The sequence below is a fragment of the Pseudomonas sp. NFPP12 genome, from assembly GCF_900103205.1.
Taxonomy (GTDB): domain Bacteria; phylum Pseudomonadota; class Gammaproteobacteria; order Pseudomonadales; family Pseudomonadaceae; genus Aquipseudomonas; species Aquipseudomonas protegens.
Genome location: NZ_FMWW01000005.1, coordinates 735,237 through 757,179, shown reverse-complemented (window position 1 = coordinate 757,179; position 21,943 = coordinate 735,237). Strand labels below are relative to the sequence as shown.

Here is a 21,943-nt window from a genome sequence, read left to right as displayed (position 1 = left end):
GAGGCGAGAACGGGTAACATAATAACGTCTCTCACAAACCTCGTCGCCGCTCATGCCTAAAACACCCCTTGCCAGCCGTCCACACGACCACTCTCACTGCGTGCACAGCGCACTGTCTGAGGCCGACGCCCTGTGCGCACGGCAAGGCCTGCGCCTGACCGCCCTGCGCCGGCGGGTGCTGGAGCTGGTGTGGCAAAGCCACAAGCCCCTGGGGGCCTACGACATCCTGGCCGTGCTCAGCGAGCAGGACGGCCGTCGCGCCGCCCCGCCAACGGTTTACCGGGCGCTGGATTTCCTCCTGGAAAACGGCCTGGTGCACCGCATCGCCTCGCTCAATGCCTTTGTCGGCTGCAACCACCCCGAGCACGCGCACCAGGGCCAGTTCCTGATCTGCCGCGAATGCCACGCCGCCATCGAGCTGGAACAGAAATCCATCAGCGACGCCATCATCAGCAGCGCCCGCGACGTCGGCTTCGTGGTCGAGGGCCAGACCGTCGAAGTGGTCGGGCTCTGCTCGGGCTGCCAGGGGGCTTGATGAGCAATGCGTTGATCCGCCTCGAGCAGGTCGGGGTGACCTTTGCCGGGCAGAACGTGCTGGAGAACATCCAGCTCAGCGTCGAACCCGGCCAGATCGTCACCCTGATCGGCCCCAATGGCGCCGGCAAGACCACGCTGGTGCGCGCCGTGCTCGGCCTGCTCAAACCCGACACCGGCAGTGTCTGGCGCAAGCCCAAACTGCGGGTGGGCTACATGCCGCAGAAGCTTCATGTCGACCCGACCTTGCCGCTGTCGGTGCTGCGCTTTCTGCGCCTGGTGCCGGGAGTGGACCGTACCCGGGCGCTGGCAGCGCTCAAGGAAGTAGGTGCCGAGCAGGTGATCGACAGCCCGGTGCAGAGCATCTCCGGTGGCGAGATGCAGCGCGTGCTGCTGGCCCGGGCGCTGCTGCGCGAGCCGGAGCTGCTGGTACTCGATGAACCGGTGCAAGGCGTCGATGTGGCCGGCCAGGCCGAGCTCTACAGCCTGATTACCCGCCTGCGCGACCGTCACGGCTGCGGCGTGCTGATGGTCTCCCACGACCTGCACCTGGTGATGAGCACCACCGATCAGGTGGTCTGCCTGAATCGCCACGTCTGCTGCTCCGGCCACCCCGAGCAGGTCAGCGGCGACCCGGCCTTCGTCGAGCTGTTCGGCAAGAACGCACCGAGCCTGGCGATCTACCACCACCATCACGACCATGCCCACGACCTGCATGGTTCGGTCGTCACCCAGCCCGCTTCGGGCCACGCCCATGTCCATGGAGAAAACTGCAAGCATGGCTGATTTTCTGCTCTACGCCCTGCTCGCAGGCCTGGCCCTGGCGGTGGTTGCCGGCCCCTTGGGGTCCTTCGTGGTTTGGCGTCGCATGGCCTATTTCGGCGACACCCTGTCCCACGCCGCGCTGCTCGGCGTGGCCCTGGGCTTTCTGCTGGATGTCAGCCCGGCGGTAGCGGTCACGGTCGGCTGCCTGCTGCTGGCGGTGCTGCTGGTGACCCTGCAACAGCGCCAACCCCTGGCTTCCGACACGCTGCTGGGGATTCTTGCACCCAGCACCCTGTCTCTGGGCCTGGTGGTACTAAGCTTCATGCATGAAGTGCGAATCGACCTGATGGCCTACCTGTTCGGTGACCTGCTGGCGATCAGCCCGGGCGACCTGGCGTGGATTCTCGGCGGTAGCGCGGCGGTGCTGTTGCTGCTGGTGGCGTTGTGGCGCCCCTTGCTGGCGATCACCGTGCACGAGGAACTGGCCAGGGTCGAAGGCCTGCCTGTGGCCTCGCTGCGCCTGGCGCTGATGCTGCTGATCGCCGTGGTGATTGCCGTGGCCATGAAGATTGTCGGGGTGTTGCTGATCACCTCGCTGCTGATCATCCCGGCCGCTGCGGCACAGCGTCACGCCCGCTCGCCGGAGCAGATGGCCCTGGGCGCCAGCCTGCTGGGCATGCTCGCGGTGTGCGGCGGGCTGGCGCTGTCCTGGTTCAAGGACACACCGGCCGGGCCGTCGATCGTGGTCACCGCCGCCACACTGTTTCTGCTGAGTTTTGTTCTGCCCCGTCGAGGGGTGTAGACTTGCTCGCTTTTTGCGCAATTAGAGAGTCGCAGGAATGAAGCCGTTCGCCTCCCGTTATCTGCTCCTTGTCGCATTTTCCCTGCTACTGGGAGCCTGCCAAAGCACGCCACCAGCGGCCACCGAGGTCCCTGATGCACGGGCCACGGCCATCGCGCAGCTGGAACAAAACATCGCCAGCAGCGAACTGGCCACCGCGGAAGATCAACTCAGCGCCTTGCAGGCGCAGACGCCCGACGACCCGCAACTGGTGCAGTACCAGCGGCAGTTGGCCGAAGCCTATCTGCAGCGCAGCCAGATCGTCCTGCAGAAGGGCGATGTGAACGCCGCAGCCACGGCCCTGAGCCGTGCCCGGGCACTGATGCCCAAGGCTCCGGCGCTGACCGGTGGGGTCAACAATGCCATTGCCCACGCCCGCAAGGCGGAGCTGGACAAGGCCGAAGCCGCCCTGAAGGCCGCCGAAGCGCGCCCTGCGGCCAAGCTGATCGATCCGACCGCCGAGAGCACCACCGTCGCCTTGAACGTCACTGATATCCGCAAGCTGCGGCATCAACTCGATGCCCTGGCCGCCGATGTGGTGAATTACCAGTGCGACGTGAGCATCCAGGTACCACGCACCGAGGATTACCCCTGGCTGTCGACCCTGCTCGGCAAGCGGGTGAAGAAGCTCGACCCGGACTTTGAACAGAAGATCAATCGGCAAATCGTGCGCCATGTACCGGCGCAGATGGTGCTGACTCCGCGCAAGGCGCAGTAAAGCCTTCGCCGGCAAGCCGGCTCCTACACGGAGCAGGCTTGTCGGGGAAAGTGTGTTCAGGCCGGGATTGCCTTGGCCTTTTCCTCTCGGCTCCAGACCCGATGCTGAGCGATGGCGGCAATGAATGCCTTCAGCGCCTTGGCATCGCCCCCCACGATCAAGCCTTCATCCGCCTCCAGCCGCAGGCTGTGCAACAGCTCCCGGGCATCGCCGTGCAGGGCAATCGCCTTGAGGTGCTTGTACGCCTCCAGCAAGTAATGCAGGGCCACGCCATTGCCGCTCAAGGCCTTGATCGACTGCGCACCTCCGGGCACGAACACCGCATCGAAGGCCACCGATGGCAAGCCCTCCATGGACGCATCCACCGGCAGGCTCTTGCCGTCCGCCGTGGTGACCGGCGCCGAGGTCGGCCCCAGTAGCTTGGCGTGTGCCCCTTCGGCCTTGAGAGCCTTCTTCAGCGCATCGATCGCCGCACCATCGACGCCGTTGGCCGCCAGAATCGCCACCTTCCGGGTTTTGATATTGCCCGGCAACAGGTTCGCCTGGCTCAGGGCCGGCGAGCGCGAGAGCGAAGTCTTGCGCTCCGCCACCGTGGCTTTCTTCGGCGCCGCCAGCCCGAGGTTCTCGGCCACTCGCGCGGCCAGTTGCAGGTCGATGTTGGCCAGAATCTCGTTGACCTGGCGTTCGCGGATCCATTCACGTTCAACCTTGCCCAGCTCAAAGCTGTAGGCGGCGATGATGTGCTCCTGCTCGTGCTTGCTCATGCTCTTGTAGAACAGCCGCGCCTGGGAGAAATGGTCGTTGAACGATTCGCTGCGCTGGCGGATCTTGTGCGCATCGATACGCTCGTTGTAACTCTCGAAGCCGCCATCCTCGGCCGCCGGTGGGGTTTCCCGGGGCCAGCCGCCGTCGATGGAATTGGGCTCATAGGAGGCCCGGCCCTTGTCCAGGGTGATGCGGTGCATGGCGTCGCGCTGGCTGTTGTGGAAGGGCGCCAGCGGCCGATTGATCGGCAATTCGTGGAAGTTCGGCCCACCCAGGCGGCTGATCTGGGTATCGGTGTAGGAAAACAGCCGTCCTTGCAACAGCGGGTCGTTGGAGAAGTCGATCCCGGGCACTATGTGCCCCGGGCAGAAGGCGACCTGCTCGGTCTCGGCAAAATAGTTGTCCGGGTTGCGGTTCAGCACCATCTTGCCCAGGGGCGTAATCGGCACCAGTTCCTCGGGGATCAGCTTGGTCGGGTCGAGGATGTCGAAATCAAAGTTGTGCTCGTCTTCCTCGGCGATGATCTGTACGCCGAACTCCCACTCCGGGTAATCCCCGGCTTCGATCGATTCCCACAGGTCGCGGCGATGGAAGTCGGTGTCCTTGCCCGCCAGCTTCTGCGCCTCATCCCAGACCAGCGAACAGGTACCCACCGTCGGCCGCCAGTGGAACTTGACGAAGCTCGACCGGCCCTGGGCGTTGATCAGGCGAAAGGTATGCACGCCAAAGCCCTGCATGGCCCGCAGACTTTTCGGAATGGCCCGGTCTGACATGGCCCAGATCACCATGTGCGCCGATTCCGGCTGCAGCGAGACAAAGTCCCAGAAGGTGTCATGGGCCGAGCCGCCGGTGGGTATTTCGTTGTGGGGTTCGGGTTTCACGGCGTGTACGAAATCGGGGAACTTGATCGCGTCCTGAATGAAGAACACCGGCATGTTGTTGCCCACCAGGTCGAAGTTGCCTTCGTCAGTGAAGAACTTCACCGCAAAGCCGCGCACGTCACGCACGGTGTCGCCAGAGCCTCTTGGCCCCTGGACCGTGGAAAAACGTACGAACACTGGTGTTTTCTTCCCCGGATCACGCAGGAAACCGGCCTTGGTCAATGCCGAATGGTTGTCATAGCTCTGGAAGTAACCATGGGCACCCACCCCTCGGGCATGCACGATGCGCTCGGGAATCCGCTCATGGTCGAAGTGGGTGATCTTCTCCCGCATGATGAAGTCTTCCAGCAGCGAAGGCCCACGAGCACCGGCTTTGAGGGTGTTCTGGTTGTCGGCGATCTTCACCCCCTGGTTGGTCCGCAGGGCCTGCCCGGTGGCGTCGGAGCGGAACGTCTCCAGGCTCTTGAGCTTGCTGTTGCTGTTGCCGCGGTCCAGGGTGTCGGTCCCGGCCATCTGGCTTTTTGGGGTATCGGGCTTCTTCGTGCTCATCAGGCAAAACTCCTCGTTGGCGAAATCCCTGGCGTGCCGGGGCTTCGTGGGCAAAGGCCTCCAGGCACGGCACCTGGCGGCTTTCGAGTGACTTAACTAGTGACTGACGAGAAGGTGCGAGCGTTCCTTTTTTATGACCTTTGATCGCGTTATTGCCAAATGGCAGGATGATTGCGAAATAAATGCTAAGAACCTCTATACGGACAGGCTAAAATGCGCGCCCGGCTAACCGCTGATCCTTTTCTAACGCGCCCCACAAGGTTCGCTACGTGATCGAGTTTCAAAACGTCCATAAAACCTACCGGGTCGCCGGTAAGGATATTCCCGCCCTGCACCCGACCAGCCTTCGGGTCGAGAATGGCCAGGTGTTCGGCCTGATCGGCCACTCCGGTGCGGGTAAAAGTACTCTGCTGCGCCTGATCAACCGCCTGGAAAACCCCAGTGGCGGCACCATCGTCGTCGACGACGAAGACGTCACCGCCCTGGACGCCAGTGGCCTGCGCCGCTTCCGCCAGCAGGTCGGCATGATCTTCCAGCACTTCAACCTGCTGTCGTCCAAGACCGTGGCCGACAACGTCGCCCTGCCCCTGACCCTGGCCGGCGAGCTGTCGCGCAGCGACATCGACCGCCGGGTGGCCGAGCTGCTGGACCGGGTCGGCCTGGCCGACCACGCGAAGAAATACCCGGCGCAGCTGTCCGGCGGCCAGAAGCAGCGCGTCGGCATCGCCCGCGCCCTGGCCACCAAGCCGAAGATCCTGCTGTGCGACGAGGCCACCAGTGCCCTGGACCCGCAGACCACTGCCTCGGTCCTGCAACTGCTGGCCGAGATCAACCGCGAGCTGAACCTGACCATCGTCCTGATCACCCACGAGATGGACGTGATCCGTCGCGTCTGTGACCAGGTGGCGGTGATGGACGCCGGCGTGATCGTCGAACAGGGCCCGGTGGCCGACGTGTTCCTGCACCCCAAGCACCCGACCACCCGGCGCTTCGTCCAGGAAGACGAGCAGATCGACGAGAACGAGCAGCGCGACGACTTCGCCCACGTACCGGGGCGCATCGTGCGCCTGACCTTCCAGGGCGATTCCACCTACGCGCCGCTGCTGGGCACCGTGGCCCGGGAGACCGGGGTCGACTACAGCATCCTCGCCGGACGCATCGACCGCATCAAGGACACCCCTTACGGGCAACTGACCCTGGCCATCACCGGCGGTGACATGGAAGCGGCCTTCGCCCGCTTCACCGCGGCAGATGTCCACATGGAGGTGCTGCGCTGATGGATACCTTCTTCGCCAACATCGACTGGCTGGAAATCTGGCTGGCCACCGGCGACACCCTGATGATGCTCGGCGGCTCGCTGCTGTTCACCGTACTGCTGGGCCTGCCACTGGGCGTGCTGCTGTTCCTCTGCAGCCCGCGCCAACTGCTGGAGCAGAAGTCGCTGTATGCGCTGCTGTCGCTGGTGGTCAACATCCTGCGTTCGCTGCCGTTCATCATCCTGCTGATCGTGATGATTCCCTTCACCGTACTGATCACCGGCACATCGCTGGGGGTTGCCGGGGCCATTCCACCGCTGGTGGTCGGCGCCACGCCGTTCTTTGCCCGGCTGGTGGAAACCGCCCTGCGCGAAGTGGATCGCGGCATCATCGAGGCCACCCAGTCCATGGGTGCCAGCACCCGGCAGATCATTACCAATGCCTTGCTCCCGGAAGCCCGCCCGGGCATCTTTGCCGCTATCACCGTGACTGCCATTACCCTGGTGTCCTACACCGCCATGGCCGGCGTGGTGGGGGCCGGTGGCCTGGGCGACCTGGCGATCCGCTTCGGCTACCAGCGCTTCCAGACCGATGTGATGGTGGTGACCGTGGTGTTGCTGCTGGTGCTGGTCCAGGTTCTGCAAACCGTCGGCGACAAGCTGGTGGTGCACTTTTCCCGCAAATAAAATTGCCGGCCCAGGCCGGCAGGCGCCCGGGGTCGGGCGACTTACAAGGAGCTTGTTGGATGAAAAAACTACTCGTCGCTTTCGCAGCCGTTGCCGCGTTCTCCGCGCACGCCGCCGAAACCCTGACCGTGGCCGCCACACCAGTGCCCCACGCCGAGATCCTGGAATTCGTCAAACCGGCCCTGGCCAAGGAAGGCGTGGACCTGAAGGTCAAGGTCTTCACCGACTACGTGCAGCCCAACGTGCAAGTCGCCGAAAAGCGCCTGGACGCCAACTTCTTCCAGCACCAGCCCTACCTGGATGAGTTCAACAAGGCCAAGGGCACCAAGCTGGTGAACGTTGCCGGTGTTCACGTCGAGCCCCTGGGTGCCTATTCCAGCAAGTACAAGCAGCTCTCCGAACTGCCGGGCGGCGCCACCGTGGTGATCCCCAACGACGCCACCAACGGCGGCCGCGCGCTGTTGCTGCTGGACAAGGCCGGCCTGATCAAGCTCAAGGATTCCAACAACATCCTGGCCACCATCAAGGACATCACCGAGAACCCCAAGGACCTGAAGTTCCGTGAACTGGAAGCAGCCACCATCCCGCGCGTGCTGACCCAGGTCGACCTGGCGCTGATCAACACCAACTATGCCCTGGAAGCCAAGCTGGATCCTTCCAAGGACGCCCTGGTGATCGAAGGCAAGGATTCGCCTTACGTGAACATCCTGGTGGCCCGTCCTGACGACAAGGATTCGGACGCCATGAAGAAGCTGGTCGCGGCCCTGCACAGCCCTGAAGTGAAGCAGTTCATTCTCGAGAAGTACAAAGGCGCCATCGTGCCGGCGTTCTGATCGGTTGCAGAAACACAAACGGGGCGCCTTGGGGCGCCCCGTTTCGTTGTAGCCGCTGCCGAAGGCCGGGATAAGGCGCCCAGCGTCTTCCGAGGGCCTCAGGAGCGCGTCCTCTTCGAGGCCGATCGCAGCCTGCGGCAGCGGCTACAGGGTTCGGCGGTTCGGCGGTTCGGCGGTTCGGCGGTTCGAGCATGTAGCGTTATTTGCGCTGCAGCATCACCGGCAGTTGGGCCACCAGCTTCTGATTGTTCAGCGGAGCACGGATGAAACCGCGCTGGGTACCGTCCGGGCCGATCACCGCCAGGTTGCCGCTGTGGTCCACGGTGTAGTTGGGCTTGCTGGTATCGGCCGGGATGAAGGGAATGCTCACGGCGTTGGCGAGCTTCTGCAGGTCTTCCACCGAGGAGGCGGTCAGGCCCTTGAAGTCCTTGTCGAAGTAGCCCAGGTACTGCTTGAGCTGCTGCGGGGTATCACGGTTGGGGTCGACGCTGACCAGGACCACCTGCAGCTTGTCCACCGCTTCCTTGGGCAGCTCGCTCTTGATCTGCCGCAACTGCGCCAGGGTGGTGGGGCAGATGTCCGGGCAGAAGGTGTAGCCGAAGAACAGCAGCGACCATTTGCCCTTCAACTCGTCGATCACCACCGGCTGGCCGTCCTGGTCGACCATCTTCACCGCAGGCAGGGTACGGCTTTGCGGCAGCAGGATGATGCCCGCATCGATCAGTGCAGTGGGGTCGCCCTGACCCTTGCCGGACAGTACTTTGTTGACGGTAAGCCCCAGCACCAGGGCCACCAGGGCAACGAGAATAAAGACGGTTTTCTGAGTTCGAGTCATAGGTTCAACAATAGGTAGTGGTCTACGAGCAGGGCGATGAACAGCAGGAACAAGTAATAAATAGAGTACTTGAAGGTGTTGATCGCCGCGTGCGGCCGAGTGCCACGGTACAGCACCCAGGCCCATTGCAGGAAGCGCCCGCCCAGGGCCAGGGCACACACCAGGTACAACACGCCACTCATGTGGATGACATAGGGCAGCAGGCTCACCGCCAGCAGGGCAAAGGTGTAGAGCAGGATGTGCACCTTGGTGTAGTGCTCGCCATGGGTCACCGGCAGCATCGGGATATCGGCCTTGGCGTACTCCTCTTTGCGGTGGATGGCCAGGGCCCAGAAGTGCGGCGGGGTCCAGGCGAAGATGATCAGCACCAGCAGCAGCGGTTCGGCGCTCATGTGCCCGGTGGCGGCGACCCAGCCCAGCAACGGTGGAGCCGCGCCGGCCAGCCCACCAATCACGATGTTCTGCGGTGTCGCGCGTTTCAGAAACCCGGTGTAGACCACCGCATAGCCCAGCAGCGAGGCCAGGGTCAGCCAGGCCGTGAGTGGATTGGTGAAGGTCAGCAGCAGCGCCTGCCCGGCTAGCGCCAGGAGCAGGGCAAAGGCCAGCGCCGCTCGTGGCGATACCCGGCCTTCGGCCAGGGGCCGTTTGTGGGTCCGGGCCATCAGCGCGTCGATGCGCCGATCCACCACATGGTTCACCGCCGCCGCGCCACCCGCGCACAGGGCAATGCCCAGGTTGCCGAACACCAGCACCGTCCACGGAACCCCGGCGCGGGTGGCGAGGAACATGCCCACCAGGGAGGTGATCAGCATCAGCACCACCACCTTGGGTTTGGTCAGCTCCAGGTAATCGCGCCAGATGGCCTGGGGATGCTGACGTTCGCTGATCAGAGTCGCCATGGCATCTCTCCTTTGATGGTGATGGGACCCGCCATCTGTTTACGCGGGCTGAGCCGCCAGCCCAAGGGCAGGCGATCCCGGGCCCGTACCAGGCTGGTACGGGCGTGGTAGTTGATCAGCACCAGGGTCAGCAGCAGCGCCGCCCCCCCGGCGTTGTGGGCCACGGCCACCGGCAGTGGCAAATGAAAGAACACGTTGCTCAGGCCCAGGCTGACCTGCGCCCCCAGCGCCACCAGCACCAGCCCGGCCAGGCGGGTCATGCCGGTCTGCCGCAGCTGCCAGGCCAGGCCCAGCAACACCAGGGTCACCAGCACCGCGCCGACCCGGTGGGTCATGTGGATGGCGGTGCGGGCATCACTGTCCAGTTGCCCGCCCAGGTAGTTGGGGCCGATGTGCTGGGTCAGGTGGAAGCCGTTGGCGAAATCCATGTTCGGCCACCACTGGCCATGGCAGGTGGGCAGGTCGATACAGGCTACCGCCGCGTAGTTGGAACTGACCCAGCCGCCCAGGGCGACCTGCCCGATCACCAGCACCAGCCCGGCGGTGGCCCAGTGCTGCAAGCGCCGCGGCACGATCAGCGCCGGCAATACCCCGGACAGGCGCAAGGTCAGCAGGAACAACAGGCTCAGGGTGGCGAAACCGCCCAGCAGGTGCGCGGTGACCACTTGCGGCCAGAGCTTGAGGGTCACCGTCCACATGCCGAAGGCCGCCTGGGCGAACACCACTGCCAGGAGGAACAGCGGCAGCTTCAGGGGCTGCCCCGGATGCCGGCGATGGGTCCAGGCCCGGGCCGCCAGGAGCACGATCAGCAGCCCCAGGGTGCCGGCGAAGTATCGGTGGATCATCTCGTTCCAGCCCTTGTGGGCCTCCACCGGGGTATCAGGAAAATGCAGCTCGGCATGGGCCAACTGGGCTTCGCCTTTCGGCACGCTGATAAAGCCGTAGCAGCCGGGCCAGTCCGGGCAGCCGAGACCGGCATGGGTCAGCCGGGTGTAGGCGCCCAGCAGCACCACGATCAGGGCCAGCAAGGTGGCAAACAACGCGAGGCGAAATCCAGGTTTGGCCATGACGATGCCCTTATCCGATGTTCGACAGTTTCAGCAGGTGGCGCAGGTCGTTGAGCAGGTCCTTGCCCTTGACCCGGGCGTCATAGCGCAGCACCAGGTTGCTGTGGGGGTCGACGATCCACAGCTGCGGCGCCTCCTTGTCGTTGGCGCCCTTGGTGAAGGTCGCCAGGTCCAGGGGGTAGCGTTGCAGTTGCGGGTATTCCCGCTGCAGCTTGGCTTCGTATTCGGCGCTCAGGGGCCGGGCGCTGGCCAGGGCATGGCTGGCCCGCGAGGCATCACGGCCCAGGGCGATCTGGATCTGCCGCGCCAGGTACACCAGTTGCTGGCAATCCACTGCGCACTCCCCGGGCGCGGTGACCAGAACCTGCCAGCGATCCTCCTCGGCCTGCACGCCGATCTGGGCGCGGGTCTGGCCATTGCCGATAAGCTCGCCGTGATAGCTGCGGCTTTCCGGTACCCAGAACTGCAGCTTGTACATGCCGGTGGCAAGGATCATCGGGCCGATCACCATCAGCAGGATCAGCACCAGTTGCCAGCGGCCGCGCCGCCGGTTGGGCGCCTGGGCGTCAGAGATGTTGGGTGGATTCATGGCCGTTCCCATGGCGTTTCTCCCGAGTGTTGTGCCAGCCGAAATAGAGATAGAGAGCGAACAGCGCCAGGGCCATGGCGAACCACTGCACCGCATAGGCCTGGTGTTTTTCCGGGCCCATGGCGACCACCGGCCATTCGGTCAGGTAGGCCCCTGGGCCCGACTCCAGGCGCACTTCATGGTCGAAACCGCTGCGGCCCAGCTCGGCCCAGAGCGCTTGTGGCGCCACGGCGGTAATCAGCCGCGGCCAGCTTGCGCCGCTGGGGTCGGCGTGCAGCTGGAATGCCGCGCCCGGCGAAACGTAGACCCAGGCATCCAGGCTCAGGCTCTGCTGCGGGGTGCTGAATACGGGAGGCGTGCGCCGGTCGGACCAGGGCAGCCAGCCGCGGTTGACCAGCAGCCAGCGACCGCTGGCCTGGTCGAGGAAGGGTTGCAGCAGCTCGACCCCGACCTTGCCGTCATGCAGGCGGTTATCCAGCAACAGGCTGTGGTCGGCATCGAAATGACCGTGCAGGCGTACCCGGCGAAAAGCCGGATCCTCGCTGGCCAACAGCTCGAACAGGGCCACCGGCTCCGCCGCACGGCGCTCGGCGTAGCTGGCCAGCAACTGGCGCTTCTGCTCGCCCCGGCCCAGTTGCCAGAAGCCCAGGGCAACCAGCACCGGCAGCAGCAAAAGCACCACCAGGGTCGGCCCGATGCCCGGCCGGAAGCCCTTCATGGCTGGCCTGCAAGGCTGAGAAATCCACTCGCTATACTGCTGTACATCGCGTTTCCCCCGGAGTCCCACCATGCTCAAAGCAGCCATCGTCCTGATGCTGATTGCCACGGTTGTCAGCCTGTTCAGCGGCCTGTTCTTTCTGGTCAAGGACGACAGTTCATCCAAGCGCCTGGTGACCTCACTGAGCATTCGGGTCGCGCTGGCCGTGGTCACCGTCGGCTTGATCGCCTGGGGTTTCTTCAGCGGCCAGCTGGTCTCCCACGCGCCCTGGTAGGGCGCCTCAGAGCACGTAGACGAAAACGAACAGGCCGATCCAGACCACATCGACGAAGTGCCAGTACCAGCTGGCGGCCTCGAAGCCGAACTGGTGCTCGGCGTCGAAATGCCCGCGCATGATGCGCATCAGCATCACGAACAGGATCAGGGTGCCAATGGTCACGTGGGCACCGTGGAAACCGGTGAGCATGAAGAAGGTGGCGCCGTAGATCCCCGAACCCAGGGTCAGCCCCAGCTCGTGGTAGGCATGGATGTATTCCTCGGCCTGAAAGCCCAGGAAGGCGCAACCCAGCAGCACCGTCAGCGCCAGCCAGATCTTCAGCGCGCCGCGATGGCCTTTCTTCAAGGCGTGGTGGGCGATGGTCACGGTGACGCTGGAACTCACCAGCAGGATGGTGTTGAGCAGCGGCAGGCCCCAGGGGCTGATGGTGCCCTTGGGCGGCGGAAAGAGTTTCGGGTCGGGGTTGTTGAGCAGCGGCCAGACGAACTCGAAGTTCGGCCACAGCATGTGGGCGATGCCCTTGTGCCCCTCACCGCCGAGCCAGGGCCCGGACATGTGCCGCACATAGAACAGCGCGCCGAAGAAGGCCATGAAGAACATCACTTCGGAAAAGATGAACCAGCTCATGCCCCAGCGGAACGAGCGATCGAGCTGGGCGCTGTAGAGCCCGGCGCGGCTTTCCTTGACCACAGCACCAAACCAGCCGAACAGCATATAGGCCAGCAGCAGGCCGCCGACGAAAAAGATCAGCGGGCCGTGGGATTCCGGTCGCGCCGCCTTGAGGTCGTTGAACCAGGTGCCCAGGCCCACCACGGTGACGAACATGCCCACCGTTGCGATGATCGGCCACTTGCTCTGGGCGGGAACGTAATAGTGCTCATGAGTCGCCATGGGTTGTTCTCCTTATCGGGCACGCTAGATCGTCTAGCCACCGTTCTTGGCGGCAACCGCCACCGGTGGATGACGCGCGGTGATATCGAACAGCGTGTAAGCCAGCGTCAGGTGCTTCACATCCTTGGGCATGTCACGGTCAACGATGAAACGCACCGGCATCTCGATCTTCTCGCCCGGCTGCAGCACCTGCTGGGTAAAGCAGAAGCACTCGGTCTTGTGGAAATACATGGCCGCGCTGCTGGGGGAGATGCTCGGGATCGCCTGGGCGCTCATCGGGTGGTCGCTGGGGTTGCGGGCGATGAAGATCATCTCGTTCACCGCCCCCGGATGGACCACGATGTCATCGGACTTGGGATAGAAATCCCAGACCATGTCGATGGCGTTGGTGGACAGGAACTGCACCCGCACCTGGCGCGATACATCCACCTGCTGCCCCTGGTCCGCGTACTGCCCACCGGTCTTGCCGTTGATCCCCAGGGCCTTGCACATCACGTCGTAGATCGGCACCAGGGCAAAACCGAAGACGAACATCGCCACCACCACCAGCAACAGGCGGGTCACCAGTTTCTTCAGCGTTACCTCGGCCATCTCAACGTCCTCCCAAGCCTGTAGGAGCCGGCTTGCCGGCGAAGCGGGCACCATACTCTGGCGCCTTCGCGAGCGAGCTCGCTCCTACAGCACAGATGTTCATTTCACTTCCGGCGGGGTGACAAAGGTGTGGTATGGCGCCGGCGAGGGAATGCTCCACTCCAGGCCTTCGGCACCTTCCCAGGGTTTGGCCGGAGCCGGTTTGCCGCCGCGGATGCACTTGATGACGATGAACAGGAAGAAGATCTGCGTCGCACCGAAAGTGAAGGCACCGATGGAGGACACCATGTTGAAGTCGGCGAACTGCAGGTTGTAGTCCGGGATCCGCCGCGGCATGCCCGCCAGCCCCACGAAGTGCATGGGGAAGAACGCCATGTTCATGCCGACGAAGGACAGCCAGAAGTGCAGCTTGCCCAGGGTCTCGTCGTACATGTGTCCGGTCCACTTGGGCAGCCAGTAGTAGGCCGAGGCGAAGATCCCGAAGATCGCCCCCGGCACCAGTACGTAGTGGAAGTGCGCCACCACGAAGTAGGTGTCCTGGTACTGGAAGTCCGCCGGGGCAATGGCCAGCATCAGCCCGGAGAAACCGCCGATGGTGAACAGGATGACGAAGGCCACCGCGAACAGCATCGGTGTCTCGAATGTCAGCGAGCCCTGCCACATGGTACTCACCCAGTTGAACACCTTGACCCCGGTGGGCACGGCGATCAGCAGGGTGGCGTACATGAAGAACAGCTCGCCCACCAGCGGGATGCCCACCACGAACATGTGGTGCGCCCAGACGATGAACGACAGGAAGGCGATCGCCCCGGTGGCATAGACCATCGAGGTGTAGCCGAACAGTGGCTTGCGGCTGAAGGTGGGGATGATCGAGCTGACCGCGCCGAAGGCCGGCAGGATCATGATGTACACCTCGGGGTGGCCGAAGAACCAGAACACGTGCTGGAACAACACCGGGTCACCGCCGCCGGCTGCACTGAAGAAGCTGGTGCCGAAATGGATGTCCATCAGCATCATGGTCACCACCCCGGCCAGTACCGGCATCACCGCAATCAGCAGGAAGGCGGTGATCAGCCAGGTCCAGACGAACAGGGGCATCTTCATCAGGGTCATGCCCGGGGCTCGCAGGTTGAGGATGGTGGCGATCACGTTGATCGCGCCCATGATCGAGCTGACGCCCATCAGGTGGATGGCGAAGATGAAGAAGGTCACGCTTTCCGGGGCGTAGGTGGTGGACAGGGGGGCATAGAAGGTCCAGCCGAAGTTCGGCCCGCCGCCGGGCATGAACAGGGTCGAGATCAGCAACAGGAAGGCCGCCGGCAGCAGCCAGAAGCTGAAGTTGTTCATCCGCGGCAGGGCCATGTCCGGCGCGCCGATCATCAACGGGATCATCCAGTTGGCCAGGCCGACGAAGGCCGGCATCACCGCACCGAAGACCATCACCAGGCCATGCATGGTGGTCATCTGGTTGAAGAACGCCGGCTCGACGATCTGCAGCCCGGGCTGGAACAGTTCGGCACGGATCACCATGGCGAACGAGCCGCCCAGCAGGAACATGCAGAAGCTGAACCACAGGTACAGGGTACCGATGTCCTTGTGGTTGGTGGTCAGTACCCAGCGCATCAGGCCCTTGGCCGGGCCATGGGCGTGGTCATCATGGCCGGCGTGGCCGTGGTCATCGATCACAGCACTCATGTCCTGTCTCCTGCGAGCGAATGGACTGGATGATCGGCGGCGAAACGCCGCGACCGGTTGCGCACATACCCCATGAGCCGGCTCATTTGCTTTCCGCCTGCTTCAGCGCCAGGACTTCCTTGGGCGTCACCATGTCGCCCTTGTTGTTGCCCCAGGCGTTGCGTTCGTAGGTGACGACGGCGGCGATGTCGACTTCCGACAGCTGCTTGCCGAAGGCGGCCATGGCGGTGCCCGGCTTGCCGTGGAACACCAGGCTCAGGTGAGCCTCCTTGGGACCGGTAGCGATCTTCGAGCCCTTGAGGGCCGGGAACATCGGCGGCAGGCCCTGGCCTTCCGCCTGGTGACAGGCAACGCAGGTGGTGTGGTAGATCTTGTCACCGCGGGCCACCAGCTCGTCGAGGGTCCATTCCTTGCTGGTCAGCTCCTTGAGCTTGGCCGCCTCGGCCTTGCGCTCGCCCATCCAGGTGTCGTAGTCGGCCTGGCTCTTGACCTCCACCACGATCGGCATGAAGCCGTGGTCCTTGCCGCACAGCTCGGCGCACTGGCCACGGTAGATGCCGGGCTTGTCGACCCGGGTCCAGGCTTCGTTGACGAAGCCGGGGATGGCATCGCGCTTGACCGCGAAGGCCGGCACCCACCAGGAGTGGATGACGTCGGCGGCGGTCACCAGAAAGCGCACCTTGGCGCCCACCGGCAGTACCAGCGGCTGGTCGACCTCCAGCAGGTAGTGCTCGCCCTTGGTGCTCTGGTTGTGGATCTGGTCGGCGGGGGTGGCCAGGTTGCTGAAGAACTCCACGTCCTGGCCGAGGTACTTGTAGTGCCACTTCCACTGGTAGCCGGTGATCTGGATATCCACGTCCGGCTCGCTGGTGTCGTACATCTTGATCAGCGTCGCCGTGGCAGGCACGGCCATGGCCACCAGGATCAGGAAGGGAATGATGGTCCAGAGGATTTCCACCGTGGTGCTTTCGTGGAATTTGGCCGGGACCTGGCCGACGGAACGGCGGTGAACGATCATCGACCAGAACATCGCACCGAAGACGATGACGCCGATCACCACACAGATCCAGAAGATGGTCATGTGCAGGTCGAATACCGCGTGGCTTATCTCGGTCGCCCCAGGCGTCATATTCACGGTCCAGGCGGCTTGCGCCTGGCTGAATACCGACCACAACAGGAGGCCCATCCAGACATGTGGATGTCGCATCATTGCGGGTTCCCCTTATCGTTCTTGTTATCCCGCCGGCTTAACACCTGCGGCAAGGGAGCGGCTGCCTAGACTACGAACTTAAACCGGCCGAGCCTTCGCTGCATTTGCAGTCGGGCGTCATCAGCTAACTTCATACAAGGGCGAGTATAGACAGCGACTCCCACCTCGCAACGCGAGGGCGTAAATCAGCTGAAACACTAATAAGGAGGTTTGCAGGCCACGGCGGGAAAGGGATCGAGTGCCCTGGATGGCGAAACGATATAACCGTGGTGACTAAGCATGAAATAATTATGACAAATGCGTCTTAAGCGCTTTTGTAAGCAGGCTAACTTATGTTCTCCCTATTCAATTGCCCTTGTTCCCTGGAGTTTTCATGAACACCGCCGCATTGCGCGAGCAGATCAAACTGGCCCAGCAGCACGAAGCCAGTACCGGCCTCCTGACCCGTCAGTTGGAGAGCCAATTGCCTCACCTGCACCCCGCCATCCAGCTGCCCGAAGTCGACGCCAAGGGCGTCATGACCCGTTTTGTCAGCGCCTATATCGACCAGGTTCCAGACCTTCTGGACGCCGCCAACTCTGTAGCCCGGGAAGCCGGCATCGAGTCGCAGATCAAGCCGGTGCTGAAGATCGCCGAGCAATTCTTCCTCCAGCCGCCGGCCATCATGGATGGCCACGTCGGCCTCGACGGCCTGCTGGATGAAGCCTATCTGGCCCACCGTCTGGTGGAAGAGGTCAACGACCTGTACATCAAGCATTTCGGCCGTCCGCTGATCCCCCTGGACATGACTGTCGCCAACCTCATCGCCCACCAACTGATCGGCGAAACCTTCGCCAACCAGTTGGACGAAGCGGTGCACCACGCCGTCGACGCCATGCTCGACGAAGAAAGCTTCGCCCTGGAGTCGGTGGAAGCCTACCGCGAGAAACTCAGCAGCCCGGACACCGAGGCCGCCTGGAAACGCTGGCCTTGCCTGTCACGCCAACTGGGCGTGGAACTGGAACTCGACCAGCCCGCCGCCTGACCCATTCCTCGCCAGCAAGGCTCGCAGCGAGCCTTGTGGCGAAGGGCCTGGCTCACCCAAGCCCCTCCCGCCCACCCGGCGATTCAACCTCTCGCCGCAGCCGCCCCCACGCCGCTGGTGGTGGTCAACCGGCCCTCCAGGCGCCGCTTCAAGCCCCGCGTTTCGATCATCAGCCGCGAGCCCTTGGCACTGTTGGCCCGATTCCAGTCTTCCAGCAACTCCAGGCACGCATGGTCGATATAACTGAGGTTGCTGAGGGGCACATGCACAGTGGTGACCGGGGGAATCGTCGCCAGCACCCGAGTCAGGGCCGGCACCTTGAGAAAGGTCGCAGCGCCGACCAGACGCAACTCCATCTCGCCTTCCTCTGCCAGGTCGATCAGGCTGATCTTCAAGCGCGACGCCTTGAACGCCAGCTTGGCCAGGGTCAGGGCAAAGCCGATCAGTACCCCGGTCAGCAGGTCGCTGAAGACAATCGCCAGGGCCGTCACCGCGTAAGTCAGCATCGGCATGCGCCCGTAGCGCCCCAGGCCGCGAAAGACCTTGAGGTCCACCAGCTTGAAGCCGGTGTAGACCAGCACCCCCGCCAGGCTCGCCACCGGAATGCTCTGCAGCACGCTGGACAGCACCAGCACGAAACCCAGCAGCCACAGGCCATGGAAAATCGTCGAATAACGGGTCTGGGCCCCGGCCTGGACATTGGCCGAGCTGCGCACGATGACACCGGTCATGGGCAGGGCACCCAGCAGACCGCAGAGCATGTTGCCCACGCCCTGGGCCGACAGTTCACGGTCGAAGTCCGAGCGCTGGCCGCTGTGCATGCGATCCACCGCGGCGGCGGAGAGCAGGGTTTCGGCACTGGCGATAAAGGCCACGGCGAAGGCGGCGATCAGCAGGTTGGGGTCCGCCAGGTTGAGCAGGTCGGCGGGGCGCAGCCAGTCGATGGCCTCGGCCAGGTTGGCCGGCACCTCGACGCGCTTCACCGGCAGCGCCAGCAGCAGGCTGGCCAGGGTCGCCAGCCCGACACCGAGCAGGGCACCGGGGATGAACCGCAGCGCCTGGGGCCGCCACTTGTCCCAGCCCCACATCACCGCGATAGTCGCCAACCCCAGCAAGCCAGCCTGCCACCCCAGGCTCGGCAAGGCCTGCGCCAGAGCCTGGGGAAAGCCCACAAGGTTATCCAGGCCCGAGGCCTGGGGCGCGGCATCGAGCATCACATGCACCTGGGACAGCACGATCAGCACGCCGATGCCCGCCAGCATGCCGTAGACCACCGCTGGCGCCGTGACCCGGAACCAGCAACCCAGGCGCAGGCGCCCGGCCAGCAATTGCAGCAGCCCGGCCAGCAGCAGGATCGGCCCGAGCATGGCCACCCCATGCTGGCGCACCAGCTCGAACACCAGCACCGCCAGCCCGGCCGCCGGCCCGCTGACCTGCAAGGGCGAGCCCGCCAGCCAGCCCACCACCAGGCCACCGATGATCCCGGTGATCAGGCCCTTGGCCGGCGGCAGGCCCGAGGCAATGGCGATCCCCATGCACAGGGGCAGGGCCACCAGAAACACCACCACCGAAGCCAGCAGCTCCCGTGGCAGGACACTTTTCAACTGTGCTGCACGCATGACAGTTCTCCCGACTTTTCTTCAGGCGTGGCAAAGCCGGGCCGCCAGATGGCAGCCCTGGCTACAACCACTCAGGGGGATTGAGGTGGGATCAGAAACGCGCTTTGGGCGTCGCTACCGGGATCGGGTGGCTGCCATCCAGAGGCAGGAAACACCCCTTGTCGGCGTCGTAGGCCTTGATCGAGCTGGTCTCGATGTCATAGACCCAGCCATGGATGAACAACTGGCCGTTGGCCATGCGCGAGGCCACGGAAGGATGGGTGCGCAGGTGCTGCAGTTGAGCAATGACGTTCTCTTCGGTCAGCACATGCATGCTGGAGGATTCGTCGGCGCAATCGCAGTTCTCGTGGACCATGGTCCGCGCCACTTCGGCGTGGCGCAGCCAGGCCTTGACCGTGGGCATTTTCTCCAGGCTCTGCGGGTTGAGTACCGCGCGCATGGCGCCGCAATCCGAGTGCCCGCAGACGATGATGTGATGCACCCCCAGGGCCAGCACCGCGTACTCGATCGCCGTGGAAACACCACCGTTCATCTGCCCGTAGGGCGGCACCACGTTGCCCACGTTGCGGGTCACGAACAGATCGCCCGGGGAGCTTTGGGTGATCAGCTCGGGAACGATGCGCGAGTCGGCGCAGGCAATGAACATCGCCCGCGGCCGCTGAGCGGTGGCGAGTTTCTTGAACAGCTCTTCCTGCTGCGGGAAGACTTCATGATGAAAATGCAAAAAGCCGTCAACGATGTGCTGCAGCGCTGCATCGGCGGTCTCGGCGACTTCTGTGGGTGCCGGAGCCGACGCAGCCAACGGCTGTTTATCCTTGTCACTCATGATTCATCCTCTCTGTCGGATTTGGTGAATTTTCCAGAAATATCCGGCACGACGCCAGCCATCGATAAAAAAACCACCGACCCGCTGGCGGCGACCCATAGGTCACTCGATGAACAAGGTAGCCATGAATACTTAACTCAAACTGAACGGAAGGCTCTAGAACGCCACTATGAGCGATGGCAAAAGGCGACCAGAGTACCTCGGGAACGCTGCGCCCACTACTCAACGATAGGCCAATGCCGCTCACAACAACGACATCTGCCCGCCCGGCGGACAGAAGGCTGAACAGTCGAGATCGAAACCCTCGCGACGGTTGAGCCCCAGACGCTTGAGCGCCTTGGCAAAACGCTGGGCCAGCAGGTCGGCGAAGGGCCCTTGACCGCGCATGCGGGCACCAAAACGGCTGTCGTAGAGCTCACCGCCACGGCTCTGGCGGATCAGGCTGAGCACATGGGCCGCCCTTTGCGGGTAATGCGCCGCCAGCCACTCCTCGAACAGCGGCGCCACTTCCAGGGGCAGGCGCAGCATCATGTAGGCCGCGCTCTGCGCCCCCGCGGCATGGGCCTCGCTGAGCAGGCTTTCCAGCTCGCTGTCGTTGATCATCGGGATCATCGGCGAACACAGCACGCCCACCGGGATGCCCGCCCCGCGCATCACCCGGATGGCCCGCAAGCGCGCCTTGGGCGCCGCCGCCCGGGGCTCGAGAATGCGCTTCAACTCATCGTCCAAAGTGGTCAGGCTGATCATCACCGCCACCAGGCGCTGGCGCGCCAGCTCGCTCAGCAGGTCCAGGTCCCGGAGGATCAACGAGCCCTTGGTGACGATGGTCACCGGGTGTCGATAGCGCAGCAGCACCTCCAGGGTGCGCCGGGTCAGCTGCTGTTCGCGCTCGATGGGCTGGTAGGGATCGGTATTGGACCCCAGGTTGATCGGTGCGCAGCGATAGCCGGGCTTGGACAGTTGCTGCTCCAGCAAGGCCGCGGTGTTGCTCTTGGCGATCAGCTTGGTTTCGAAATCCAGCCCCGGGGACAGGTCCCAATAGGCGTGGCTGGGTCGCGCGTAGCAATAGATGCAACCGTGCTCGCAACCGCGATAGGGGTTGATGGAGCGGTCGAAGGGCAGGTCCGGCGAACTGTTGCGGGTGATGATCGACTTGGCCGTTTCAAAGCGCACCTCGGTGCCCTGGGTCAACGGCACTTCCTGGTGCCAGCCATCATCCTCGGCCACCGAACGATTGGGCGCAAAACGGTTGTGCGGATTGCTCGCGGTACCGCGACCACGGGGAGGCAGGGGGTTGAACATGGAAGCACTCCATAACTGTATGCACATACAGTAATGGAGCCGGATTTACCTGACCAGCACCGTCGGACCGAAACCCACCCCTGACAGCGGACGTTCCCCAATGCGACACAAGGCGTACCGCATCCTTGGCCGACAAGCCGGCTACTGCGGGCGTGTGGCGCTAGGGTATAAGGCAGGCTCAAAGAACAGGAGCACAAGCATGCCCAGGACACCCGGCACGCTGGAAAAGATTTTCTACGCCGCAGAGGCCTACCTCCCCAGCTACGAACAAGGTGCCGACCTGATCATCGTCAGGGCACCCGACGGGCAGTTGTGGGGAGTGGCCTGCGAATTCGAGCTGTGCACCCAGGACATCGAAAAGGCCACTGTGAGCGGCCAGCAACCTTTCGATGAAACGGACCCGAAGTTCGCCGAGGTGCGCTGGAACCCCTGCCACGACGGCATCGGCCTGCTCCCCGCAAGCTGGCAAGACCTGATGACCGCCGGGCTGGCGGACTGCATTGCCGGCTATCAACTGGAAAGCCGCCTGGGCATCCAGCGCTTCACCCAGGGCTGAACGGCCATCCCGGGCC

Annotated in this window: 23 protein-coding genes; 10 read left to right on the top strand and 13 right to left on the bottom strand. The window is 63.8% G+C overall.

Annotated features, from left to right (window positions below; translation table 11 throughout):
- The first annotated feature begins 52 nt into the window (after nucleotides 1-52).
- From zur to BLS75_RS24675, 4 genes are read left to right on the top strand one after another with little or no spacing between them, the layout of a single operon-like run.
- Complete coding sequence (gene zur, locus BLS75_RS24690) at nucleotides 53-535, top strand: zinc uptake transcriptional repressor Zur (protein WP_011058466.1); 483 nt, start codon at nucleotides 53-55, stop codon at nucleotides 533-535.
- Nucleotides 535-1,320, top strand: coding sequence for a zinc ABC transporter ATP-binding protein ZnuC (gene znuC, locus BLS75_RS24685; protein WP_011058465.1), 786 nt, complete (start codon nucleotides 535-537; stop codon nucleotides 1,318-1,320). Before zur ends, znuC begins: the two co-directional genes overlap by 1 nt.
- Nucleotides 1,313-2,101, top strand: coding sequence for a zinc ABC transporter permease subunit ZnuB (gene znuB / locus BLS75_RS24680; protein WP_011058464.1), 789 nt, complete (start codon nucleotides 1,313-1,315; stop codon nucleotides 2,099-2,101). Before znuC ends, znuB begins: the two co-directional genes overlap by 8 nt.
- 37 nt (nucleotides 2,102-2,138) lie before the next feature.
- On the top strand, nucleotides 2,139-2,858 hold the full coding sequence (locus BLS75_RS24675) for a PA5502 family lipoprotein (protein ID WP_019095618.1): 720 nt from the start codon (nucleotides 2,139-2,141) through the stop codon (nucleotides 2,856-2,858).
- Nucleotides 2,859-2,914: 56 nt separating this feature from the next.
- On the opposite strand, the gene katE is transcribed toward BLS75_RS24675, so the two are convergent.
- Complete coding sequence (gene katE / locus BLS75_RS24670; RefSeq protein ID WP_258028896.1) at nucleotides 2,915-5,107, bottom strand: catalase HPII; 2,193 nt, start codon at nucleotides 5,105-5,107, stop codon at nucleotides 2,915-2,917.
- 215 nt (nucleotides 5,108-5,322) lie between these two features.
- Between katE and BLS75_RS24665 the strand changes: the two genes are divergently transcribed.
- Genes BLS75_RS24665 through BLS75_RS24655 form a run of 3 tightly spaced genes read left to right on the top strand, consistent with a single transcriptional unit; the run spans nucleotide 5,323 to nucleotide 7,828 of the window.
- Nucleotides 5,323-6,330 (top strand): methionine ABC transporter ATP-binding protein, encoded by a 1,008-nt coding sequence (locus tag BLS75_RS24665; protein WP_011058461.1) that lies wholly within the window; start codon nucleotides 5,323-5,325, stop codon nucleotides 6,328-6,330.
- Entirely contained in the window at nucleotides 6,330-6,995 is a 666-nt protein-coding gene (locus tag BLS75_RS24660) for a methionine ABC transporter permease (RefSeq protein WP_011058460.1), read from the top strand. Before BLS75_RS24665 ends, BLS75_RS24660 begins: the two co-directional genes overlap by 1 nt.
- 59 nt (nucleotides 6,996-7,054) lie before the next feature.
- Nucleotides 7,055-7,828, top strand: coding sequence for a MetQ/NlpA family ABC transporter substrate-binding protein (locus tag BLS75_RS24655; protein ID WP_015633648.1), 774 nt, complete (start codon nucleotides 7,055-7,057; stop codon nucleotides 7,826-7,828).
- 199 nt (nucleotides 7,829-8,027) lie between these two features.
- On the opposite strand, the gene BLS75_RS24650 is transcribed toward BLS75_RS24655, so the two are convergent.
- Genes BLS75_RS24650 through BLS75_RS24630 form a run of 5 tightly spaced genes read right to left on the bottom strand, consistent with a single transcriptional unit; the run spans nucleotide 8,028 to nucleotide 11,936 of the window.
- Nucleotides 8,028-8,663, bottom strand: a complete 636-nt coding sequence (locus tag BLS75_RS24650; RefSeq protein ID WP_015633647.1) for an SCO family protein — start codon at nucleotides 8,661-8,663, stop codon at nucleotides 8,028-8,030.
- Nucleotides 8,660-9,562 carry a heme o synthase gene (gene cyoE, locus BLS75_RS24645; protein WP_011058457.1) on the bottom strand — a complete coding sequence of 301 codons (903 nt, stop codon included), beginning with the start codon at nucleotides 9,560-9,562 and terminating at the stop codon, nucleotides 8,660-8,662. The genes BLS75_RS24650 and cyoE overlap by 4 nt, the downstream gene beginning before the upstream one ends.
- On the bottom strand, nucleotides 9,550-10,629 hold the full coding sequence (locus BLS75_RS24640) for a COX15/CtaA family protein (protein WP_072451948.1): 1,080 nt from the start codon (nucleotides 10,627-10,629) through the stop codon (nucleotides 9,550-9,552). The genes cyoE and BLS75_RS24640 overlap by 13 nt, the downstream gene beginning before the upstream one ends.
- Nucleotides 10,630-10,639: 10 nt before the next feature.
- Nucleotides 10,640-11,230: a hypothetical protein gene (locus BLS75_RS24635; protein WP_015633644.1), complete on the bottom strand. Its 591-nt coding sequence runs from the start codon at nucleotides 11,228-11,230 to the stop codon at nucleotides 10,640-10,642.
- A complete protein-coding gene (locus tag BLS75_RS24630) occupies nucleotides 11,196-11,936 on the bottom strand; it encodes an SURF1 family protein (protein ID WP_072451947.1) in 741 nt (246 codons plus the stop codon). The genes BLS75_RS24635 and BLS75_RS24630 overlap by 35 nt, the downstream gene beginning before the upstream one ends.
- 70 nt (nucleotides 11,937-12,006) lie before the next feature.
- Between BLS75_RS24630 and BLS75_RS24625 the strand changes: the two genes are divergently transcribed.
- Nucleotides 12,007-12,210 (top strand): twin transmembrane helix small protein, encoded by a 204-nt coding sequence (locus BLS75_RS24625; RefSeq protein ID WP_011058453.1) that lies wholly within the window; start codon nucleotides 12,007-12,009, stop codon nucleotides 12,208-12,210.
- A gap of 6 nt (nucleotides 12,211-12,216) precedes the next feature.
- Here the strand turns inward: BLS75_RS24625 and BLS75_RS24620 are convergent, their stop codons facing one another.
- The 4 genes from BLS75_RS24620 to coxB all read right to left on the bottom strand — a co-directional run bounded on the left by BLS75_RS24620 (nucleotide 12,217) and on the right by coxB (nucleotide 16,600).
- Nucleotides 12,217-13,104: a cytochrome c oxidase subunit 3 gene (locus BLS75_RS24620; protein ID WP_019095612.1), complete on the bottom strand. Its 888-nt coding sequence runs from the start codon at nucleotides 13,102-13,104 to the stop codon at nucleotides 12,217-12,219.
- Nucleotides 13,105-13,137: 33 nt separating this feature from the next.
- Nucleotides 13,138-13,695 (bottom strand): cytochrome c oxidase assembly protein, encoded by a 558-nt coding sequence (locus tag BLS75_RS24615; RefSeq protein ID WP_011058451.1) that lies wholly within the window; start codon nucleotides 13,693-13,695, stop codon nucleotides 13,138-13,140.
- A 99-nt stretch (nucleotides 13,696-13,794) separates the two neighbouring features.
- Nucleotides 13,795-15,390: a cytochrome c oxidase subunit I gene (ctaD, locus tag BLS75_RS24610; protein ID WP_041114980.1), complete on the bottom strand. Its 1,596-nt coding sequence runs from the start codon at nucleotides 15,388-15,390 to the stop codon at nucleotides 13,795-13,797.
- An 82-nt stretch (nucleotides 15,391-15,472) separates the two neighbouring features.
- A complete protein-coding gene (gene coxB / locus BLS75_RS24605) occupies nucleotides 15,473-16,600 on the bottom strand; it encodes a cytochrome c oxidase subunit II (protein WP_011058449.1) in 1,128 nt (375 codons plus the stop codon).
- A gap of 373 nt (nucleotides 16,601-16,973) precedes the next feature.
- Between coxB and BLS75_RS24600 the strand changes: the two genes are divergently transcribed.
- On the top strand, nucleotides 16,974-17,624 hold the full coding sequence (locus tag BLS75_RS24600; protein ID WP_015633641.1) for a hypothetical protein: 651 nt from the start codon (nucleotides 16,974-16,976) through the stop codon (nucleotides 17,622-17,624).
- 83 nt (nucleotides 17,625-17,707) lie between these two features.
- Here the strand turns inward: BLS75_RS24600 and BLS75_RS24595 are convergent, their stop codons facing one another.
- The 3 genes from BLS75_RS24595 to BLS75_RS24585 form a co-directional block, all read right to left on the bottom strand.
- Nucleotides 17,708-19,243: a SulP family inorganic anion transporter gene (locus BLS75_RS24595; RefSeq protein WP_072451946.1), complete on the bottom strand. Its 1,536-nt coding sequence runs from the start codon at nucleotides 19,241-19,243 to the stop codon at nucleotides 17,708-17,710.
- Between the two features lie 91 nt (nucleotides 19,244-19,334).
- Complete coding sequence (locus BLS75_RS24590; protein ID WP_011058446.1) at nucleotides 19,335-20,069, bottom strand: carbonic anhydrase; 735 nt, start codon at nucleotides 20,067-20,069, stop codon at nucleotides 19,335-19,337.
- A gap of 243 nt (nucleotides 20,070-20,312) precedes the next feature.
- Nucleotides 20,313-21,371: a PA0069 family radical SAM protein gene (locus tag BLS75_RS24585; protein ID WP_072451945.1), complete on the bottom strand. Its 1,059-nt coding sequence runs from the start codon at nucleotides 21,369-21,371 to the stop codon at nucleotides 20,313-20,315.
- Nucleotides 21,372-21,570: 199 nt separating this feature from the next.
- Here BLS75_RS24585 and BLS75_RS24580 point away from each other — a divergent pair, with 199 nt between their 5' ends.
- Nucleotides 21,571-21,927, top strand: a complete 357-nt coding sequence (locus BLS75_RS24580; protein ID WP_072451944.1) for a hypothetical protein — start codon at nucleotides 21,571-21,573, stop codon at nucleotides 21,925-21,927.
- The last annotated feature ends 16 nt before the right edge of the window (nucleotides 21,928-21,943 follow it).

Excerpts from the sequence above, each read along its gene's own strand:
- zur (WP_011058466.1), top strand. The coding sequence starts at position 53 with ATGCCTAAAACACCCCTTGCCAGCCGTCCACACGACCACTCTCACTGC.
- znuC (WP_011058465.1), top strand. The coding sequence starts at position 535 with ATGAGCAATGCGTTGATCCGCCTCGAGCAGGTCGGGGTGACCTTTGCC.
- znuB (WP_011058464.1), top strand. The coding sequence starts at position 1,313 with ATGGCTGATTTTCTGCTCTACGCCCTGCTCGCAGGCCTGGCCCTGGCG.
- BLS75_RS24675 (WP_019095618.1), top strand. The coding sequence starts at position 2,139 with ATGAAGCCGTTCGCCTCCCGTTATCTGCTCCTTGTCGCATTTTCCCTG.
- BLS75_RS24660 (WP_011058460.1), top strand. The coding sequence starts at position 6,330 with ATGGATACCTTCTTCGCCAACATCGACTGGCTGGAAATCTGGCTGGCC.
- BLS75_RS24655 (WP_015633648.1), top strand. The coding sequence starts at position 7,055 with ATGAAAAAACTACTCGTCGCTTTCGCAGCCGTTGCCGCGTTCTCCGCG.
- BLS75_RS24650 (WP_015633647.1), bottom strand. The coding sequence starts at position 8,663 with ATGACTCGAACTCAGAAAACCGTCTTTATTCTCGTTGCCCTGGTGGCC.
- cyoE (WP_011058457.1), bottom strand. The coding sequence starts at position 9,562 with ATGGCGACTCTGATCAGCGAACGTCAGCATCCCCAGGCCATCTGGCGC.
- BLS75_RS24640 (WP_072451948.1), bottom strand. The coding sequence starts at position 10,629 with ATGGCCAAACCTGGATTTCGCCTCGCGTTGTTTGCCACCTTGCTGGCC.
- BLS75_RS24635 (WP_015633644.1), bottom strand. The coding sequence starts at position 11,230 with ATGGGAACGGCCATGAATCCACCCAACATCTCTGACGCCCAGGCGCCC.
- BLS75_RS24630 (WP_072451947.1), bottom strand. The coding sequence starts at position 11,936 with ATGAAGGGCTTCCGGCCGGGCATCGGGCCGACCCTGGTGGTGCTTTTG.
- BLS75_RS24625 (WP_011058453.1), top strand. The coding sequence starts at position 12,007 with ATGCTCAAAGCAGCCATCGTCCTGATGCTGATTGCCACGGTTGTCAGC.
- BLS75_RS24620 (WP_019095612.1), bottom strand. The coding sequence starts at position 13,104 with ATGGCGACTCATGAGCACTATTACGTTCCCGCCCAGAGCAAGTGGCCG.
- BLS75_RS24615 (WP_011058451.1), bottom strand. The coding sequence starts at position 13,695 with ATGGCCGAGGTAACGCTGAAGAAACTGGTGACCCGCCTGTTGCTGGTG.
- ctaD (WP_041114980.1), bottom strand. The coding sequence starts at position 15,390 with ATGAGTGCTGTGATCGATGACCACGGCCACGCCGGCCATGATGACCAC.
- coxB (WP_011058449.1), bottom strand. The coding sequence starts at position 16,600 with ATGATGCGACATCCACATGTCTGGATGGGCCTCCTGTTGTGGTCGGTA.
- BLS75_RS24600 (WP_015633641.1), top strand. The coding sequence starts at position 16,974 with ATGAACACCGCCGCATTGCGCGAGCAGATCAAACTGGCCCAGCAGCAC.
- BLS75_RS24595 (WP_072451946.1), bottom strand. The coding sequence starts at position 19,243 with ATGCGTGCAGCACAGTTGAAAAGTGTCCTGCCACGGGAGCTGCTGGCT.
- BLS75_RS24590 (WP_011058446.1), bottom strand. The coding sequence starts at position 20,069 with ATGAGTGACAAGGATAAACAGCCGTTGGCTGCGTCGGCTCCGGCACCC.
- BLS75_RS24585 (WP_072451945.1), bottom strand. The coding sequence starts at position 21,371 with ATGTTCAACCCCCTGCCTCCCCGTGGTCGCGGTACCGCGAGCAATCCG.
- BLS75_RS24580 (WP_072451944.1), top strand. The coding sequence starts at position 21,571 with ATGCCCAGGACACCCGGCACGCTGGAAAAGATTTTCTACGCCGCAGAG.